This window comes from Capillimicrobium parvum, assembly GCF_021172045.1.
In the GTDB taxonomy this organism is placed as follows: Bacteria; Actinomycetota; Thermoleophilia; order Solirubrobacterales; family Solirubrobacteraceae; genus Capillimicrobium; species Capillimicrobium parvum.
Genome location: NZ_CP087164.1, coordinates 456,741 through 474,325, shown reverse-complemented (window position 1 = coordinate 474,325; position 17,585 = coordinate 456,741). Strand labels below are relative to the sequence as shown.

General features: G+C 74.3%; 21 protein-coding genes. 9 read left to right on the top strand and 12 right to left on the bottom strand.

Going from position 1 to position 17,585, the window contains the following annotated elements:
- Positions 1 to 12: 12 nt before the first annotated feature.
- Positions 13 to 897 (bottom strand): DUF1028 domain-containing protein, encoded by an 885-nt coding sequence (locus DSM104329_RS02295; protein ID WP_259313777.1) that lies wholly within the window; start codon positions 895 to 897, stop codon positions 13 to 15.
- Between the two features lie 162 nt (positions 898 to 1,059).
- Between DSM104329_RS02295 and DSM104329_RS02290 the strand changes: the two genes are divergently transcribed.
- Genes DSM104329_RS02290 through DSM104329_RS02280 form a run of 3 tightly spaced genes read left to right on the top strand, consistent with a single transcriptional unit; the run spans position 1,060 to position 2,397 of the window.
- Complete coding sequence (locus tag DSM104329_RS02290) at positions 1,060 to 1,350, top strand: MGMT family protein (RefSeq protein WP_259313776.1); 291 nt, start codon at positions 1,060 to 1,062, stop codon at positions 1,348 to 1,350.
- Positions 1,334 to 1,753: a secondary thiamine-phosphate synthase enzyme YjbQ gene (locus DSM104329_RS02285; RefSeq protein ID WP_259313775.1), complete on the top strand. Its 420-nt coding sequence runs from the start codon at positions 1,334 to 1,336 to the stop codon at positions 1,751 to 1,753. The genes DSM104329_RS02290 and DSM104329_RS02285 overlap by 17 nt, the downstream gene beginning before the upstream one ends.
- Positions 1,750 to 2,397 carry a class I SAM-dependent methyltransferase gene (locus tag DSM104329_RS02280; protein ID WP_259313774.1) on the top strand — a complete coding sequence of 216 codons (648 nt, stop codon included), beginning with the start codon at positions 1,750 to 1,752 and terminating at the stop codon, positions 2,395 to 2,397. Before DSM104329_RS02285 ends, DSM104329_RS02280 begins: the two co-directional genes overlap by 4 nt.
- Here the strand turns inward: DSM104329_RS02280 and DSM104329_RS02275 are convergent.
- The 3 genes from DSM104329_RS02275 to nucS all read right to left on the bottom strand — a co-directional run bounded on the left by DSM104329_RS02275 (position 2,378) and on the right by nucS (position 4,728).
- Entirely contained in the window at positions 2,378 to 3,157 is a 780-nt protein-coding gene (locus DSM104329_RS02275; protein ID WP_259313773.1) for a Type 1 glutamine amidotransferase-like domain-containing protein, read from the bottom strand. The two genes, DSM104329_RS02280 and DSM104329_RS02275, sit on opposite strands and share 20 nt — an antisense overlap.
- A gap of 120 nt (positions 3,158 to 3,277) precedes the next feature.
- Positions 3,278 to 4,042, bottom strand: a complete 765-nt coding sequence (locus tag DSM104329_RS02270) for a crotonase/enoyl-CoA hydratase family protein (protein ID WP_259313772.1) — start codon at positions 4,040 to 4,042, stop codon at positions 3,278 to 3,280.
- A gap of 17 nt (positions 4,043 to 4,059) precedes the next feature.
- Positions 4,060 to 4,728 carry an endonuclease NucS gene (nucS, locus tag DSM104329_RS02265; RefSeq protein WP_259313771.1) on the bottom strand — a complete coding sequence of 223 codons (669 nt, stop codon included), beginning with the start codon at positions 4,726 to 4,728 and terminating at the stop codon, positions 4,060 to 4,062.
- Positions 4,729 to 4,837: 109 nt separating this feature from the next.
- Between nucS and DSM104329_RS02260 the strand changes: the two genes are divergently transcribed.
- A complete protein-coding gene (locus DSM104329_RS02260; RefSeq protein WP_259313770.1) occupies positions 4,838 to 5,158 on the top strand; it encodes a GYD domain-containing protein in 321 nt (106 codons plus the stop codon).
- Between the two features lie 67 nt (positions 5,159 to 5,225).
- Here the strand turns inward: DSM104329_RS02260 and DSM104329_RS02255 are convergent, their stop codons facing one another.
- Both DSM104329_RS02255 and DSM104329_RS02250 read right to left on the bottom strand, forming a co-directional pair.
- Positions 5,226 to 5,834 carry a hypothetical protein gene (locus tag DSM104329_RS02255; RefSeq protein WP_259313769.1) on the bottom strand — a complete coding sequence of 203 codons (609 nt, stop codon included), beginning with the start codon at positions 5,832 to 5,834 and terminating at the stop codon, positions 5,226 to 5,228.
- Positions 5,835 to 5,861: 27 nt separating this feature from the next.
- On the bottom strand, positions 5,862 to 7,988 hold the full coding sequence (locus DSM104329_RS02250; RefSeq protein ID WP_259313768.1) for a YCF48-related protein: 2,127 nt from the start codon (positions 7,986 to 7,988) through the stop codon (positions 5,862 to 5,864).
- A gap of 124 nt (positions 7,989 to 8,112) precedes the next feature.
- On the opposite strand from DSM104329_RS02250, the gene DSM104329_RS02245 reads away from it, so the two are divergent.
- Positions 8,113 to 9,213: a hypothetical protein gene (locus DSM104329_RS02245; protein WP_259313767.1), complete on the top strand. Its 1,101-nt coding sequence runs from the start codon at positions 8,113 to 8,115 to the stop codon at positions 9,211 to 9,213.
- A gap of 228 nt (positions 9,214 to 9,441) precedes the next feature.
- Here DSM104329_RS02245 and DSM104329_RS02240 read toward each other — a convergent pair whose 3' ends face one another.
- A complete protein-coding gene (locus tag DSM104329_RS02240; protein ID WP_259313766.1) occupies positions 9,442 to 10,686 on the bottom strand; it encodes a tetratricopeptide repeat protein in 1,245 nt (414 codons plus the stop codon).
- A gap of 79 nt (positions 10,687 to 10,765) precedes the next feature.
- Here DSM104329_RS02240 and rpiA point away from each other — a divergent pair, with 79 nt between their 5' ends.
- A complete protein-coding gene (gene rpiA, locus DSM104329_RS02235) occupies positions 10,766 to 11,419 on the top strand; it encodes a ribose 5-phosphate isomerase A (RefSeq protein WP_259313765.1) in 654 nt (217 codons plus the stop codon).
- Here the strand turns inward: rpiA and DSM104329_RS02230 are convergent.
- The gene (locus DSM104329_RS02230; RefSeq protein WP_259313764.1) at positions 11,413 to 11,895 is read right to left on the bottom strand and encodes a COG4315 family predicted lipoprotein; all 483 of its coding nucleotides are present in this window, start codon (positions 11,893 to 11,895) and stop codon (positions 11,413 to 11,415) included. The genes rpiA and DSM104329_RS02230 overlap by 7 nt on opposite strands.
- A gap of 96 nt (positions 11,896 to 11,991) precedes the next feature.
- Here DSM104329_RS02230 and ettA point away from each other — a divergent pair, with 96 nt between their 5' ends.
- Both ettA and DSM104329_RS02220 read left to right on the top strand, forming a co-directional pair.
- Positions 11,992 to 13,647 carry an energy-dependent translational throttle protein EttA gene (gene ettA, locus DSM104329_RS02225; protein ID WP_259313763.1) on the top strand — a complete coding sequence of 552 codons (1,656 nt, stop codon included), beginning with the start codon at positions 11,992 to 11,994 and terminating at the stop codon, positions 13,645 to 13,647.
- Positions 13,648 to 13,697: 50 nt separating this feature from the next.
- On the top strand, positions 13,698 to 14,345 hold the full coding sequence (locus tag DSM104329_RS02220; RefSeq protein ID WP_259313762.1) for a GntR family transcriptional regulator: 648 nt from the start codon (positions 13,698 to 13,700) through the stop codon (positions 14,343 to 14,345).
- Positions 14,346 to 14,347: 2 nt separating this feature from the next.
- Here DSM104329_RS02220 and DSM104329_RS02215 read toward each other — a convergent pair whose 3' ends face one another.
- Positions 14,348 to 15,112 carry a GntR family transcriptional regulator gene (locus tag DSM104329_RS02215; protein WP_259313761.1) on the bottom strand — a complete coding sequence of 255 codons (765 nt, stop codon included), beginning with the start codon at positions 15,110 to 15,112 and terminating at the stop codon, positions 14,348 to 14,350.
- A gap of 64 nt (positions 15,113 to 15,176) precedes the next feature.
- Positions 15,177 to 15,362: a hypothetical protein gene (locus DSM104329_RS02210; protein WP_259313760.1), complete on the bottom strand. Its 186-nt coding sequence runs from the start codon at positions 15,360 to 15,362 to the stop codon at positions 15,177 to 15,179.
- Between the two features lie 79 nt (positions 15,363 to 15,441).
- On the opposite strand from DSM104329_RS02210, the gene DSM104329_RS02205 reads away from it, so the two are divergent.
- The gene (locus DSM104329_RS02205; RefSeq protein ID WP_259313759.1) at positions 15,442 to 16,308 is read left to right on the top strand and encodes a DsbA family oxidoreductase; all 867 of its coding nucleotides are present in this window, start codon (positions 15,442 to 15,444) and stop codon (positions 16,306 to 16,308) included.
- Positions 16,309 to 16,315: 7 nt separating this feature from the next.
- Here the strand turns inward: DSM104329_RS02205 and DSM104329_RS02200 are convergent, their stop codons facing one another.
- Both DSM104329_RS02200 and DSM104329_RS02195 read right to left on the bottom strand, forming a co-directional pair.
- Positions 16,316 to 16,879, bottom strand: coding sequence for a TetR/AcrR family transcriptional regulator (locus DSM104329_RS02200; RefSeq protein ID WP_259313758.1), 564 nt, complete (start codon positions 16,877 to 16,879; stop codon positions 16,316 to 16,318).
- Position 16,880: 1 nt separating this feature from the next.
- Positions 16,881 to 17,558 carry an MBL fold metallo-hydrolase gene (locus tag DSM104329_RS02195; protein ID WP_259313757.1) on the bottom strand — a complete coding sequence of 226 codons (678 nt, stop codon included), beginning with the start codon at positions 17,556 to 17,558 and terminating at the stop codon, positions 16,881 to 16,883.
- Between the last annotated feature and the right edge of the window lie 27 nt (positions 17,559 to 17,585).

Here is a 17,585-nt window from a genome sequence, read left to right as displayed (position 1 = left end):
GGACGCCCGCGGTCAGTCTGCGGCGAGCGCGCGCCGCATCGCGGCCGCCCCCGGCGCGACGTCGTCGGTGAGCCGCTCGAGCAGCGTCGTCCACCGGGGGTTGCGCTCGATCGCCTCGCGCACCAGCAGCAGGCCCCTCTGCGGACCGGCGGCGAGGCCGGCCCAGAACAGCAGCTCGTCGTTGTCGGGCGCCAGCTGCGCGGCCTGCTCGTAGCGCGGGCCGGCCTCCTCGTGACGGCCCTGGGCGACGAGCTCGTCGGCCTCGCCCGCGAGCTCGTAGGCGCGCTGGAGCACGAGCAGGCGTCGCAGCTCGCCGAGCGGGTCGCGGTGATCCTCGACGCGCAGGTCGACGGCGTGTGCGTGCGGCGGGCCCTGCGCGGGGACGACGAGCAGTGCGGCGGACTGGCGGCCGCGCACGTCGCCGCCGGCCGCCTCGGCGCCGTCGAGCGCGTCCACCAGCCGCTCGGCGAGCGGCCCGGTCGCGCGCTCGAACGCGGCGGCCATCGCCTCGGGCACGCCCTCGTTGAGCATCATGTTGGCCTGCGCCGCGAAGCCGGGCCCTTCCACGTCGCCCGCGTGGCGGATGCAGTCGGCGCCCGTCCACGCAGCGCCGTCGCCGCGCGCGTCCACGACCCCGACCTGGCGCATGCCCGCGTTCGGCTGCGCGCCGACCGCGACGCGCAGCGCCTCGCGCGCGTCACCCCGGGCCGCGAGGGTCTCCAGGACGGCCGGGCCGGTGTCCGGGTCGGGCACCGACTGGACGGCGACGGCGCCGACGCCGGCCTGGGCGAACGGGACGACCGACCCGACCGAGAACCAGTGCGACTGGACGGCGACGCCGAGCTCGAGCGAGTCCGGGTCGCGGGCGACGATGGAGTACGTGCCGCGGCGCACCATGGCGGCGAGCGTAGCCCAGACCGCGGCGGGCGCGAGGACTGCCGCACCGACGTCGACCGGGCGGGCCGATGGCGCCCTCGCGCCGCACCGACGTCGACCGGGCGGGCCGATGGCGCCTTGGCGCGAGGCTCTGGGGGTGGGACGCCGCGTAGCCTGCGACCCATGACCCCGAGAGCCGAGCTCGTCCTCGAACGCGTGCGCGCGATCCCCCCGGGCTTCGTACGCGCGTACTCCGACCTCGACCCCGGCGCGCCGCGGTTCGCCGGTGCCGTGCTGTCGGCCAGCGACGACCCGGAGCTGCCCTGGCACCGCGTCGTCCGCGCGGACGGCTCGGTCCCGAAGGGCGCTCGCCAGCGTGCGCTGCTGGAGGCCGAGGAGGTCCCGTTCCGCGGCGACCGGGTCGACATGCGCGCGGCCCGGATACCGTCTGGGGCGGATGTGGCATCAGGCTGAGCTCACACTGCGCCCGCGGCCCCGCGGGTTCCATCTCATAACCGACGAGGTCGTCGGCGCGGTCGCGGAGCTGCGCGAGGTGCGCGTCGGGCTCGCGCACCTGTTCCTGCGCCACACGTCGGCGTCGCTGACGCTCAACGAGAACGCCAGCCCCGACGTGCGCCGCGACTTCCGCGAGTGGTTCGACCGGGCGGTGCCCGACGACACCGGCTACTTCGCGCATACGCTCGAGGGCCCGGACGACATGCCGTCGCACATCAAGAGCTCGCTCACGGGCAACGACCTCACGCTGCCGATCCGCGACGGCCGCCTCGCGGTCGGCACGTGGCAGGGGGTCTACCTGTGCGAGCACCGCGACCACGGCGGGCCGCGGTCGCTGCTCGTCACGGTGTGGGGCGAATGAGCGGGACGACCAGCTACGGCGCGCTCGTCGAGCACCACGGCCTGTCGGCCAGCCACCACCTCGTCCTGGAGCTCGTCCGGCCCGGCAGCCGCGTGCTCGACGTCGGCTGCGCCGAGGGCTACCTGTCCGCCGAGCTCATCGCCCGCGGCTGCGACGTCGTCGGCGTCGAGCCGGACGAGCGCGCGGCGGCCATCGCCCGCGAGCGCGGACTCGACGTCCTCGAGGTCGACATCGAGCAGGTCACGCTCGACGCGGCCGGCTTCGACGTCGTGATCTTCGCCGACGTGCTCGAGCACCTGCGCGACCCGGAGGAGGTGCTGCGCCGCATGCGGCCCGCCGGCCACGTCGTCGTGTCGCTGCCGAACATCGCGCACTGGACCGCGCGCCGGACGCTGCTGCGCGGCGACTTCCCACGCGAGGACTTCGGGCTCTTCGACCGCACGCACCTGCGCTACTTCACGCGCGCCACCGCACGCGAACTGGCCGAGCAGGCGGGCTACCGCGTCGCGACCGAGCGCTTCGCCGACGCGCCGCTGCCGCTCGAGTCGCACGTCGGCGCGCTGAAGCGCCTGCGCCCGCATGCGCTGCGGATGTCCCCGGAGCTGTTCGCGCTGCAGGTCGTGCTCAGCCTCGAGCCCGCCTGAGCGCGCGGAACTCGAGGATGTCGTGCGGGACCGGGCGCAGGGCGCGGTCGTCGGCGCGCGGCAGCTCCTGCACCGCGATCTCGGTCTCGGTCCCGTCGGCCTCGATGCGCGCCGCCCCGGCGCCCGGACGCGACGACACCGCCATGACGAGCCGGTCACCCTCGAACAGCAGGCCGACGCCGTCGTCGGCCGCCCAGCCTGCGGGCAGCGCTCCCGTCCGCACCGCCTCGCGGTAGGCGGGCAGGCGGTCGGGGTCGCCGTCACGGTGCGCCGAGAACGAGTACGGCAGGAGTCCGAGCCCGGCGATCGGCGCCGGCCGGCCGCCCGACTTCGTGATGCCGCCGGCGAACCAGCACATGGCGCCCGCGCTGAGGCCGGCCAGCACGATGCCGTGCTCCCACGCCTCGCGCAGGATCGCGTCGAGGCCGTGCTCGCGCCAGATCGCCAGCATGTTGCGCATCGAGCCGCCGCCGACGTAGACGAGGTCGTGGCCGAGGACGAGCCCATGGAGGGCGACGGGATTCTCGTGCAGCCGGAACAGCGACAGCACGGTCGTCGCCGCCGCGGTGCCGTCGTAAGCGGCGTGGAAGCGATCGACCTGCTCGACAGGGTCGCCGCTCGCCGTCGGCAGGTACAGCAGCCGCGGCTCGCGCTTGCCGGTCAGGCTCAGCAGGAAGTGGTCGAGCGCAGGGACCTCCGGCTCCATCGTGAAGCCGCCCCCGCCCATCGCGAAGATGCGCCGGGTCCGCTCAGGCGGCAAGGGCCGACTCGAGGTCGCGGCCGACGAAGTGAGCTGCAGCGCCGTCCCCGTCGAGCATCCCCTCCGTCATCAGACGATGGTAGGACGCCCGGCGCCCCGGCTTGGACGCCGGCGTCGAAGCTACTTGCCCTGCCAGTCCGGCGCGCGCTTCTCGGCGAACGCGACCGCGCCCTCGCGCGCGTCCGCGGACGCGAAGATCGGCCCGGAGATCTCCTCCTGGCGGTCCCACATCTCGCGCAGCGGCCACTCGGGCGCGTGCTCGAGGATGCGCTTGGAGCCGCGCAGCGACAGCGGAGCGTTCTGGGCGATGGCGCCCGCGAGCTCCAGCGCCGTCTCGAGCGCCTGGCCCGGCTCCGCGATCCGGTTGACGAGCCCGACCTCGTAGAGGCGCTCGGCCGGGTACAGGTCGCCGGTCAGCGCCATCTCCATGGCGAAGTGGTACGGGATGCGGCGCGGCAGACGCAGCAGCGCGCCGCCGGCGGCCACGAGGCCGCGCTTGGCCTCGGGCGTGCCGAGCTTCGCGCCCCGCGCCGCGACCAGCAGGTCACACGCGAGCGCGACCTCCAGGCCGCCTGCGACCGCGAAGCCCTCGATCGCCGCGATCAGCGGCTTGCGCGACGGCTTGCGCACGATGCCGGCGAACCCGCGGCCCTCGACCCAGGGCCGCTTGCCCTCGGCGAACGCCTTGAGGTCCATGCCGGCGGAGAAGCCGCTGCCCGCCCCGGTCAGCACGCCCAGCGCGAGCTGCGCGTCGCCGTCGAGCTCGTCGAGCCCCGCCGCGATGCCGTGGGCGACGTCGAGGTTGATCGCGTTCCGCGCCTCGGGCCGGTTGATGGTGATGATCAGTACGCCGTCACGGCGCTCGGTCAGGACCGCTTCGCTCATGTCGTGGACGTTATGCGTTACGCGAACAGCGTGAGGTCCGGCTCGCGCTCGCCCCGCAGCACGGCGAGGTCGACCTCGACGCACGCGATGCCGCGCGCCTCGGCCAGCGTGCGCGCCTGCGGCTTGATCGCCTGCGCCGCGAGCACGCCCCGGCAGGCGCCCATCGCCGGGTCCAGGCGGATGCGCTCGAGATAGCGCGTCAGCTGCTCGACCGACTCGATCGTGGCGATGCGCTTGATCTCCACCGCGATCCACCCGTCGTCCTCGTCACGGCACATGAGGTCGACCGGCCCGATGTCGGTCGGCCACTCGCGCCGCACGAGCCGCAGCCCCTCGCCGCACCAGTGCGGCTGGCCGGCCAGCAGCTCCTGCAGGTCGCGCTCGACGCCATCCTTCTCCAGCGCCGCCGCCTCGCCCATGTCGTGCTCCGTGTCCGAGAGCACCTCGCTGATCGCGATGTCGAGCCGGTCCTCGCCCTTGACCTTGCGGACGACCATGAACCCGTCGCCCTCCTCGATGGCCGTGGGCGGGGTCATCCAGTTCTGCGGCTTGACGGATGACCCCCCGTCGTGCCAGATGGAGACGCCGCCATCGGCCTTGAACATCAGCAGGCGGACGGCCTCGGGAAGGTGGGTCGTCAGACGACCGGTGTAGTCCACGGAACAGCGAGCGACGATCAACCGCACGCCGGGCACGGTACCCCGTCGCGACGACGAATCGCCTGACGGCCGTGGCGCTTGTGTTCGAGAGGTGCGAGTGAGAAGCTCGCGAACACCTCAACCGTCAGGAGCGCTCATGCCCAAGTACCTGATCGAGGCGTCCTACACGCTGGACGGCGTGAAGGGCGTCCAGAGCGCCGGTGGGACCAGCAGGCGTGATGCCGTCGCGAAGGCCGCCGAGAGCGCGGGCGGGCGGCTCGAGACGTTCTACTTCGCATTCGGCGACCACGACGTCTACACGATCGTCGACCTTCCCGACAACGAGAGCGCCGCCGCCGTCGCCCTGGGCGTCAACGCGGCCGGTGGAGCGACCGTGCGCACGGTCGTGCTGCTGACTCCGGAAGAGGTCGACGCGGCCGCGAAGCGATCGGTGTCCTACCGCCCGCCGGGCGCCTGAACCACCGCGGACCTCGCACCCAGCGTCGACCTTCTCCGCCCCACGCTGAGGAACTCGACGCTCGGCGTCACGAGCCGTCCCGCTCCGCCGGGGCCCGCGCGAAGATCAGCTTCGCCAGACGCGCCGCCTCGGCCTTGCGGCGCGCATCGCTCTGCGCCGGGACGTGGACGGTCACGCGGGCGATGCGGTCGGCGGAGAACGCGACGAGCTGCGCGCGGCCCCGGGTCCAGAACGCCCCCGTGCCGCCGTAGGTGCTGTCGTCGCCGACGTGGCGGACGTCGTGCGGGCGCAGGTCCGGGATCGGGTTGAACTTCTGCTGGGCCTCGGAGAGCTGGTTGTAGTACCGGCGCGTGGCGTCGGCGGCGCCGTCGAGCAGGATGCGCACGTTGACCGCGCCGCGCGCGTAGCGGCAGATCGAGAGGTCGAGGGAGTCGTTGCGCTCGGCTCGCAGCCCGGACACGCCGACGACCTTCTCCACCGTGCGGGTCGGCAGGAGCGGGCAGACCGAGAGGCCGTCCACGCCCTCGGCGCTGCGGTCGGCGTCGTGCTCGAGCTCCTCGCCGTTCGAGGCCGAGAGCGACGAGCGGTACGTCGTGGTCGCGCTCCCCCCGGAGCCGCAGGCGGCGAGGGCGGCCGCCGCCAGCCACAGGGTCAGGACGAGGGCGATGCGCGACACACCCTCATCCTGACGACCGCTCCGCCGCTACGGCGTCCGCACGGCGACCTTCAGCGCCGGCGTCCCCGTCCCCCGCATCCGCTCGTCCCCCGACCACTGCGCGACGAAGCGCGCGGTGTGGTTCAGCCGGGTGACGACCGTGAACGTGCCGTTCGACGCCGCCGCGACCTCCTGGTACAGCCACCGCGTCGAGCCCTGCTCGCGCAGCGAGACGACGATGCGCTCACCGCCCCGGGCGCCCCGCAGGCGGCCGTCGATGCGGATCGTGCCGCCGGGCTTGGCCACGACCGGCGACGCCGCCCGGATGCTCAGCCGCGAGCGCCGGGCCGTGGAGCCCGCCGTGGTCGTCGAGAACAGGCCGTTGGCCCGGGTGAGCGCGTACGCCGACGTGCGGCCCGCCACCGCGATGCCGTTCGCGGTCAGCGCGCGCGCCGCCACGAGCTGCGGCTGCCACGTGCGGCCGCCGTCGTCGGTGCGCAGCACGTAGCCGGCCTGGTCGGCGCCGAACTCGCCCACGGCGACGTAGCCGTGGCGCGAGTCCGAGAAGCGCACGGCGTAGCCGAGCTCGGTCCCCAGCCCCGGCAGCGCGCGCCAGCGGCGGCCACGATCGCTCGACGTCCACATCGTCCCCTCGGCGTCCAGGAGGTAGATCGTGCGCGAGCCGACGAGGTCGACGTCGTTGACGCGCGTCTTCGGCGTCGGGCGCTTGATCGCCCTCCACGACCGCCCCGAGTCGGTCGAGAGCCGCAGCGCCTTGGGCCCGAACGCGAGGACGACGCCCCCGGAGTGGTCGATGCCGAACAGCGAGTCCTCGCGGATCACCTTGTCCGGGTTGGCCTTGAACGTCTGGCCGCCGTCGGTCGACCGCCTCACCCCGACCGGGCCGGCGAGCACGACGATGGCCGAGCTCAGCGCGGCGACCGCCTGCGGGCGCAGCGCGGTGCCCGCGTTGAGGATCTGCCAGGAGCTGCCGGCGTTGTCGGTGCGCAGTAGCTGGCCGGTGACGTCGAGCACGAAGCCGGTGCGCAGCGAGACGTAGGAGACGTCGCGCACGGTGTCGGACGTCGCCGCGTCGATCTCGGTCCAGCTCAGACCGCCGTCGGTCGTGCGGGCCAGCGAGCCGCGGTCGCCGTACGCATACGCGACGCCGGCGCCGGACGCCTGCAAGCCGTTGAACCGCCCGGGCAGCGCCCCGCCGAGCGGCGAGAACGTCGCGCCGCCGTCATCGCTCGTCACCGTCGTGCCGCGGACGCCGACCGACACGGCGCGGGCCGGCGAGGCGAACGCCACCGCCTGCAGCCGCCGCGCGGACGCCGACAGCGAGACCCACGTCTTGCCGCCGTCCGTGGTGCGCACGAGCCGGTCGCCGGCCGGCGTCAGGCCGAGGCACAGGTCGGTCGTCGCGCAGCGAATCTGGCGCAGACCGGGGGTGTCGGCGGGCAGGCCGAGCTCGTTCCACGTCGAGCCGCCGTCGGTCGTCGCCAGGACGAACGGGGCGTCGCCCACCGCGTAGCCGACGGACGGGTTGACGAAGGTCAGCGACCGCATCGGGAACGGCTCGTCGACGACCGGCGTCCACGTGTTGCCGGCGTCGATGGTCGCGAAGACGTTGCCGCCGTCGGTCGTGGCGAAGCCCTGGGTGTCGGAGACGAAGAGGAGGTCGGTCGGGCTCACCCCGGACGACGCGCTCGTCGCCGCGGTGCCCGGCACCGCGGTCCGCCGCGACCAGGTGCGCCCAGAGTCGGTGGAGCGCAGGATGTTGCCGTTGCCGAGGAGGATGAACCCGGTCGCCGGGCTCGGGAAGCTCACGGTCACGATCCCGCCCGTGCAGCTCGCGTCGCTCGCCGTCCACGGCAGGCGGCGGAACGTGCGCCCGCCGTCGTCGGAGCGGCGCAGCGCGCAGCGCCCGGCGACCACGAGGCTGTCGGGGCCGAGGACGCGCAGGACGCCGAGCGGCTCGGTGAGCCCGGTGTTGATGCCGCGCCACGTGGCGCCGGCGTCGTCGGTGCGCAGCAGCGTCCCGAAGTCGCCCGCCGCGTAGCCGCGGGCGCCAGCGAAGTCGAGCGCGTTGAGCGCGGTCCCCTGGGGCAGTGGGTTGCCCCAGCGCCAGCCGGAGTGGCTGGTCTGGACGGCCGCGCCGGCGGTGGCGGGCACGGCGAGCGCGAGGGCGGCCAGTGCGGCTCCCGCGAGCAGTTGCGAACTTCTCAGGACCCTCATACGTTGTGCGAAACGAATGTCCAGAACTCTGGTTGCGACCTTACTGTGCGGACTCGCCCTATTGCTAGGTGCGGGTCCGGCGTCGGCCGCGGTCACGGTCGGCAGCTCGCTGCGCGCCCGCGCCGACCTGTTCACGCGGTGCGATTCGTTCTGCACCGAGCTCCAGGTGGCGCGCCCGGGCGGGCTGCCCGCGGCCACGATCCCGAGCGACGGCGTGATCACCCGCTGGCGCGTGCGGGCGGCGACGCAGGGGCTCGTGCGGCTGCGCATCCTGCAGCCGCTCGAGGACGGCAGCTACGTCGCGGTGGCCGAGAGCGACCCGCAGGTGCTGCAGCGCGGCCACGCGCCCGGGCGCGACGTCATCTACGAGTTCGCCGCCCGGATCCCCGTTCGCGAGGGCGATCAGATCGCCCTGGACCGCGACCGCCGGGCCGGCGCGGTCTTCCACTCCTACGGGTCCGACGCCTCGTACGCGACGGCGACGTTTGCGCCGGTCCTCGGCGACGCGCCGGCGGTCCCGCAGCCGCCCGCCGCCGGCCGCGAGCTGCTCCTCAACGCCGACCTCGAGCGCGACGCCGACCACGACGGCCTCGGTGACGAGAGCCAGGACTCCTGCCCGCAGGTACCGGCCGACACGCCGGACGTCCCGTGTCCGCCGCGCGAGGAGCCGCCGCCCGTCGTCACCCCGGTCGGGCCGGGCACACAGACCGGCACGGAGGGGCCGACGGTCACCGGCGAGGGCGGCCCGTCACGTCCCACCGGCCGATCGCCGCGCCCGCACAGCCGGGCGCCGAAGGTCCGCCACAGCCCGCGCCGCCCGGTGGTGCGCAACGAATCCCACCGGACCGGCCGTCCCGTGCGGGGTACGCCGCCGCGGCGCAGCGAGCGCACGCGCAGCGGCCACACGCAGCACCCCAAGGTCCGCCCGGCGCCGCCGCGCCGCACGGAGCGCCGGCCGACGGGGCACGCGCAGGAGCCGAAGAAGCGGGCGACCCCGCCCCACCGCTCGCCGGAGCACGTCGAGCCGCACGCGCGCAAGCCGACCCGCCGGCAGGACCCGCCGCGGCCGAAGGGCCGGCGCAACCGGCGCCACGCCACACATCCGCACGTGAAGCCGAACCCGCCGAAGCCGCCGGCGCCGCCCGGGTTCGAGCCGCACTGATCGGGCCCGCCGTCGGACGTGCGTCAGGTTTGTCCCGGGGGGTGGGCAAAAGCTGACGCACGTCCCCGGCGAGATGTGTGCGGGCGCCCACGCCGCGGGCAGCTCACGCGGGCGCCCACGCCGCGCGCAGCTCACGCGGGCGCCCACGCCGCGGGCAGCTCACGCGGGCGCCCACGCCGCGCGCAGCTCACGCGGGCGCCCACGCCGCGGGCAGCTCGCGCGGGGCGCCTACGCCGCGCGCAGCTCGCGCGGCACGGCGGCCCGCAGCCGCTGCGCCAGCTCGGCGACCTCGGGATCCGACCCCAGCTCGAGCGCGCGGTCGCACGCGGCGAGGGTGTCGGTCACCCGGTCGGTGCGGGCCAGCGCGTGGGCGTAGCGGCCCCAGGCCGCCCCGGACTCCGGGTCGACCTTCGTCGCCTGCTCGCACGCCGACACCTCGGCGCCGAGATCGCCGGCGAGGTGGAAGGCGAGCGCGAGGTCGAGGAGGCCGTCGACCGACGGACCCAGCCGCCGCGCGGTCTCGAGCGCGGCGATCGCGGCGTCGCGGTCCATCAGCCGCAGGCGCAGGCGGCCGACCCGCTCCCAGGCGTCCGCGTCGGCCGGTCCGCGGGCGGCGGCGCGGTCGGCGGCCTCGGCGGCGAGGTCGATCGCCCCCATGTCCTCGTAGATGCGCGACGCGAAGCGGTGCGGCGTCGGGCGGTCGTCCTCGACCCGGGCCCAGTCGCGCATCGAGCGCCCGGCGGCGGGGAGGTCGCCCGCCTGCCAGAACGCGAGCGTCATGAGCCGCAGGACCGCGGGGTTGCCCGGCTCGGCGTCGCGCGCGTAGATGAGGCGCTGGGCCGCGAGCTTGTAGTTGCCCTCGGCCATGGCGTGCTGCGCCGCGGTCATGAACCGCTGCACCCGCTCGGCGCCGGGATCGGGCTTGGAGAAGTCGACGAACTGCAGCGAGCCCGCCGGCACCGTGCGCACGCCGGGCTGGAAGCGCACCCGCGCCCACTGCTGAAGCGTGTCCTCGTCGCCGGTGAAGTAGATGCCGGTGACCGTGCCGACGCCCCACTCGGGGTACGAGAGGCAGCGCGCGTAGCGGTGCACGACCGAGTGGTCCGGCGTGCGGTCGCCGAACGGGTCGTTGCGCTGCCGGTCCTCGGCGGCGGCCCGGGCGGCCTGCTCGCGCTCGTAGTTGCGGCGGCCCTCCTCGGCGCGCGCGGCGCGCGCGGCGGCGGCGTTGACCTTGACGGCGTTGCGCGAGACCCGCCCGCCGCGGGACCCCTCGGCGAGCGACTCGAGCTGGTCGGCGGCGAGGTTGATCGCCTTCAGGTGGCGCTCGTGCTCGAACTGCTTGCCGGGGGGCGCGAGGTCGGGGTGCCACACCTTCGCCAGCCGCCGGCGCGCGAGCTGGACGTCGCGCTTGTCGAACGGCGGCTCGAGCTCGAGCAGCAGGATCCCCTGCTCGATGTCGTAGACCGGAGGCACCGTCTCAGGGTATCCACCCCAACCGCACCCGCGCAGCCCCGCCGGCCCCGCCGCCGCCCGGCGCGGTAGCGTCGCGCCGATGCCCGCCGACACCGAGAAGCGCGCCGCCGCGCAGGCCGCCGCCCAGCTCGTCGAGGACGGCATGCGGGTCGGCCTGGGCACCGGATCGACCGTCGCGTTCCTGCTGCCCGCACTCGCGGCGCGGGGCCTGCGCGGCCTGCGCTGCGTGGCCACCTCGACGGCGACCGAGCAGCGCGCGCGCGAGCTCGGCCTGGCCGTCGAGTCCTTCGACCGCCTCGACCGCCTCGACATCGCGATCGACGGCGCCGATCAGGTCGCGCCCGACGGCTGGCTCGTGAAGGGCGGCGGCGGCGCCCACACCCGCGAGAAGGCCGTCGCCGTCACCGCCGACCGCTTCGTCGTCATCGTCCACGCCGAGAAGCTGGTGGACGCGATCCACGGCCCGGTGCCGCTGGAGCTCATGCGCTTCGGGCTGCCGTCAACGCTGCGGCGGCTGGGCGGGCGCGAACGGGTTCGCATCCGCGAAGGCTGGCCGCCGAGCCCCGACAACGGCGTGATCGCCGACCTGGAGGGCCCGGTCGGCGATCCAGCCGAGGTGGCCGGCCGTCTCGCCGGCACGGTGGGCGTCGTGGACCACGGGCTGTTCGCCCCAGAGCTCGTCACCGAGGTGATCGTCGCCGGGCCCGGCGGCGTGGAGCACCGCCATCAGTAGCCGTACGGTCCGTTGGAGGACGTGTTCGTCTGGCTCTGCGCCGGCGCGCCCTTCGTCGTCACCGCGCTCCACGTGCCGACGTCCTTGAGTCCCTGGCCCGCGGTCTCGCCCGCCTTGGCGTCCCCGGCGAACGTGTAGAGCGGCATCCCCTGGAACGCCACCTGCTTCGTGCCGTCGGGCCGCTTGACGGCGCTCAGCCCGTCCGCGCCCGTGGGCGCACCGGTCAGCGGATGCCAGCTGGCCAGGCACGTCTTGTCCTTGCAGATCCAGCGCCCGCCCTGCTCGCCGCTGAGGCGGTAGAGGGTCATGCCCCGCGCGTCGACGAGGATCGTCCTGCCGAGCTTCGCGTTCGATGCGGTGTGCACGGTGGCGTCGCCGGCGCTTGGCTGCGTGCCGCTCTTCGAGCTGCTTCCGCACGCCGCGAGCACGAGGGCCGATGCGACCACCGGGATGATGAGCCTGCCGATCCGGCCCATGTCGATCTCCTTCTGGCCGAGATGAGGTGTTCACCCCGAAAGGACCCCACGCGCGCGCGAATCCTTCCCGCACCCGGCCACTAGCCTCAGGTGTCCATGTCGGCTCAGTACATCTTCACGATGCACCGTCTCACGAAGGAGTTCCCTCCGGACAAGACGGTCGTCAAGGACGTGACCCTCGCGTTCCTCCCCGGCGCCAAGATCGGCGTGCTCGGCCTCAACGGCACCGGCAAGTCGTCGCTGCTGAACATCATGGCCGGCCGCGACACGGAGTTCCGCGGCGACGCGCAGCTCGCGCCCGGCGCGTCCGTCGGCCTCCTGGAGCAGGAGCCGCAGCTCGACGACTCCAAGGACGTCAAGGGCAACGTCGAGGACGGCGTCGCGGAGACGAAGGCGCTGCTCGAGCGCTTCAACGAGCTGGCGATGAACTACTCCGACGAGACCGCCGACGAGTTCGCCCGCCTGCAGGCCGAGATCGACGCGAAGAACGCGTGGGACCTCGACTCGCAGCTCGAGCAGGCGATGGACGCGCTGCGCCTGCCGCCGTCCGACGCCCCGGTCGACCGCCTGTCCGGCGGCGAGCGCCGCCGCGTCGCGCTGTGCCGGCTGCTCCTGCGCCGTCCGGACCTGCTGCTGCTCGACGAGCCGACGAACCATCTCGACGCCGAGTCGGTCGGCTGGCTCGAGCGCCACCTGGCCGAGTACCCGGGCACCATCGTCGCGGTCACCCACGACCGCTACTTCCTCGACAACGTCGCCGGCTGGATCCTCGAGCTCGACCGCGGCCGCGGGCTGCCGTTCGAGGGCAACTACTCGTCGTGGCTCGAGCAGAAGCAGGCCCGCCTGGCGCAGGAGGAGAAGTCCGACAAGGCCCGCCAGCGCACGATCGCGTCCGAGCTCGAGTGGGTGCGCGAGAACCCGAAGGGGCGGCGCAAGAAGGCCAAGGCGCGCCTGAACAACTACGAGGCGCTGCTCGCCCAGGACCGCAACGTCAAGCTCGATCAGGTCCAGATCCACATCCCGGCGGGCCCGCGGCTCGGCGACACGGTGGTGCGCGCGGAGAACCTCCGCAAGGGCTTCGGCGACCGCCTCCTGATCGACGACCTGTCCTTCGACCTGCCGCGCGGCGGCATCGTCGGCGTGATCGGCCCCAACGGCGCGGGCAAGACGACGCTCTTCCGGATGATCACCGGCCAGGAGCAGCCGGACGGCGGCACCCTGACCATCGGCGACACGGTCGAGATGGCCTACGTCGACCAGTCGCGCGACGACCTCGACCCCGACAAGAACGTCTGGGAGGTCATCTCGGGCGGCGACGAGCAGATTCAGGTGGGCGACCGCAAGATGAACTCGCGCGCCTACTGCTCCTCGTTCAACTTCAAGGGCTCGACCCAGCAGACGAAGGTCGGCAAGCTGTCCGGCGGCGAGCGCAACCGCGTGCACCTCGCCAGGCTGCTGAAGGAGGGCGGCAACCTGCTGCTCCTCGACGAGCCGACGAACGACCTCGACGTCGACACGCTGCGCGCGCTCGAGGAGGCGCTGCTCGACTTCGCCGGCTGTGCCGTGGTGATCTCCCACGATCGCTGGTTCCTGGACCGCGTCGCGACCCACGTGCTCGCCTTCGAGGGCGACTCCGAGGTCGTCTGGTTCGAGGGCAACTTCGAGGCCTACGAGGAGCACCGCCGCGCGCAACTGGGCGACGAGGCCGACCGCCCGCACCGCATCAGCTACAAGAAGCTGACGCGGACCTAGACGCGCCGGCCGGCCGCTGAGCGCCGGTAGGATCCGCGGACGGTGAGGGGTTGAGCAAGCAGGAGTCCGCGTACCGTGAGCTGCGCCGGCGGCTCGCTTCGGGTCAGTACGGCCCGGGCCACCGGCTGGTCATCGACCGCCTCGCCGCGGAGTTCGAGGTCAGCGCGATCCCGGTCCGCGAGGCCATCCGCCGTCTTGAGGCGGAGGGCTGGGTGACGTTCCGCCCCCACGTCGGCGCCGAGGTCGCGCCCATCACCGCCGATGCCTGGGTGCAGGCGCTGGAGCTGACCAGCGTGCTCGAGGGCCGGGCGACGGCGCTGGCGGCCGAGCATCTGACCACCGAGGACCTGGCCACGCTGCGCGCGTTCAACGAGCGCATGCGCAACGCCCTCGACGAGCTCGACCTGCGCGCGTTCGGCTCGTTCAACCACGACTTCCACGCGGTGTTCTACGACCGCTGCGGGCAGCCGTGGCTGCAGACGCTGCTCGCCGACCTGCAGTCGCGCCACCGCGGCTTCAGCCCGGACATCTTCAGCCTGATGCCGTCACGCAGCAAGGCGTCGCCGGTCGAGCACGAGGAGCTCGTCGCGGCGATCGAGCGCGGCGAGCCGGCGACGGTCGTGGAGCGGCTCGCGCGCGAGCACAAGATGCGCACGGCCGCGGCGTACCGCACCGACCACGACGCGCAGGCGGCGTGATCTCAGCGCGCCGCCGCGGCACGGCCGCGGGGCCGCTCCGGCGACGGCTCCGCGGGCCGCGCGGCCCGCGCCGACCAGGCCCGGAACGCCTCGATGTCGGCCGTGACGTGGCGGCTCGCGGCCGCCTCGACCTCGCCGGCGGGGGCACCCGACCGGATCAGCCCGACGATCTCCTCGTGCTCGGCGATCGACTGCGAGCCCCGGCGCGGCAGGCCCGCGAACGCTGAGCGCCGGACCACGAGCGCGCGCTGGCGCAGCTCGTGCAGCAGGCCGCGCAGCAGAGGGTTCCGGCAGTGGTCGCGCAGCTGCTCGTGGAAGCGCTGGTCCGCCGCCTCGAAGCCGGCAACGTCGAGCCCGTCCAGAGCGGTGCGCATCGCTTCGACCTCCGCCTCGAGCGCCTCCACGGGAACGTGGGCGGCGGCCGTCGCGGTCGCGTAGCCCTCGAGCAGCGCGAGCGCCTGGAGGCCGTCCTCGAACAGCTCCGGGCTGGCCGGCGCGACCACCGCGCCGGCGTTCGCCTCGTAGTGCACGAGCCCCTCGGCCTCCAGCCGCCGGATCGCCTCGCGGACGGGTTGCGCGCTGACGCCGAACTCCTGCGCGAGCGCACCGAACACGAGCCGCTGCCCCGGCGGGTAGCGGCTGTCGAGGATACGGGCGCGAACCCCGTCGTAGACGAGTTGATGCTTGCTCGTCGGACCGATCCTAGCCGGCCCCGACGCGGATCCGCCAGGCGCGAAGGTGCGTCTCGCCGTCCGTGATGCGCTCAACCGTGGGTCCTATATACCCGCCCCCGGACGCGCGCCGTCGCGGCGACGCCCGTGGCAGGATTTCCTAGCGGCCGACCGTGCGGCGGAACAGGAACCAGCAGACCACCGCGACGATCGCGGCGAGGATGGGGATGGTCCAGCCGATCACGCCGATGATGGCCAGCACCGCGCCGACGACCGTGACGAGGGCGGCGGTGCCGCCGGCCATGGTCGCCACGTAGGCACGCTGCTCGCGCTGCCGGCGGGACATGCGGGACGGCGGGCGACGGGCGGGAGAGCTCATAGGTGATCTCAGGATGCCAGAGTCGGACCGAGGGTACGGTGTCAGCATGGCCGTCACCGTCGTCGAGTTCACCGATCCGGGCTGTCCCTTCGCCTATTCCGCCGAGCCGCATCGGCGCCGGCTGCAATGGCTCTACGGCGATCTCGAGGTCGACTGGAAGCTGCGCATGGTGGTCCTGGCGCGCTCGCCGCAGGAGTACGTCGACAAGGGCTTCACGCCGGACCGCCAGGCCGAGGCGTTCGAGCGCATCTCCGCCCAGTACGGGATGCCGATCGACCTGGCGCCGCGGCCCCGGATGGCGGCGACGCTGCCGGCCTGCACGGCGGTCGTGGCGACGCGACTGCACCGGCCGGAGCTCGAGACGGCGATCCTGCGGCGCCTGCGCCTGCGCCACTTCGCGGGCTCGCTGCTCGACGACCCGGCGACGATCGCCGGCGCGGCCACCGACGTCGGCCTCGACCCGGCCGAGCTCGACCGCTGGATGGCCGAGGACGCCGTCCGCACCGCGGTCGACGCCGACGCCGCCGCCGCGCGCCGGCCCATGCCGGCCGCGCGCATCCTGGACCACAAGCTCGCCAACTGGTCCGGCGGTCGTCGCTACACGTGCCCGTCGTACGAGATCACCCGTGGTCGCGACGGAGTCACGATCTCGATCCCCGGGTTCCAGCCGTTCGCCGTGTACGACGTCGTGATGGCGAACCTCCTGCCCGACGTCGAGCGCCGGGAGGCGCCCGGCTCGGTGCGCGAGGTGCTCGAGTGGGCGGGCGAGCCGCTCGCCACCCAGGAGGTCGCGGCGGTCTGCGACATCTCGCGCGACGAGGCTCGGGAGCAGCTCGAGCAGGTCGCCGTGCCGCAGGCGCTGGGCACCGACGCGGTGTGGGCCCTGCGGGCGCAGCAGCGGGCGGCCGCCTGATCGGCGCTCAGCGCGCCGGGAGCCCGGCCGCGAGCGCGTCGACGAGCCGGCGGAAGGACTCGTCGACGTCCACGTCGAGCCCGAAGCCACCGCCCGCCTCCAGCGAGACGAACCCGTGTAGCGCGCTGCGCAGCGCGCGCACCGCGTGCACGGCGTCGTCGTCGCGCAGGTCCCACGCGCCGAGCACCGCGGTCAGCACGCCGACGATCTCGGCGCCCGCCGCGGCGTACTCGTCGTCGCCCGGCCGCGGCGCCGCCACCGCGGCGGCGGCGTAGCGCCCCGGGTGCTCGGCGGCGTACGCCCGGTACGCGCCGGCGGCCGCACGCAGCGCGTCGGCGCCCGAGCGGCCGACGGCCGCCGCGCGCAGCGCCGCGGTCAGGTCCGCGAGCCCGGCCAGCGCCACGCCGCGGCGCAGGTCGTCCAGCCCGCCCACGTGGTTGTAGAGCGACGGCGTGCGGACCCCGAGCTCGCCGGCGACCCGGGCGAGGGTCAGCGCATCGAGCCCGTCGGCGTCCGCGATCGCCGTCGCCGCCGCCACCACCCGGGCGCGGTCGAGCCCCTGGCGGGCCACGTCAGCCGGCCGCGCGCTCGATCGCGGCGTCCATGGCGGCGCCGGGATCCTCGACGATCCTGCCGTGACCGGGCGCCAGGCGGCTCGGGTCCAGGGCGCGCAGGGCCCGGGCGGACTCCAGCGCCCGCGGCCGGTCGCACGTCCCCATCCAGACGAGCGGGAAGCGCGGGTTGGGCTTCGACGACACCGCGACGCCGCCGAGCGTCGAGTACGCGTCGCCGCACAGCAGCGCGCGGTCGCGCGTGTCGAGGAACGCGATGTGACCGGGCGTGTGGCCGGGAGCGGCGACGACCTCGAGCGAGCCGATCCGGTCGCCCGGAGCGATGAGGCGCGTCGGTTCGGTCTTCGCGCCGGGGAGGCTGCCGCGCATCTTGCCGCCCTCACCGGGATCCTGGCTCTTGTCGCCGGCGAGCAGGCGCGCGTCGCGCGCGGTGATGAGGACCTCGACGCCCGGCAACTGCGCCGCGACCGCGTCGAGCGAGCCGATGTGGTCGCCGTGGGCGTGGGTCAGCGCGATCCGGACGATCGGTGCGCCGATGCGCTGCGCGGCCTTGAGGATCGCCTTGTCGCTGCGGGGCAGGGCGGCGTCGACGAGGGTCAGCCCGTCGTCCTCGCGGACGAGGTAGGCGTTGACCATGCCGAGGCGGGTGACGCGGGTGAGGGTTGGGCTACTAGGCATAGCCCTAAGACTAACAGCATTAGTTTG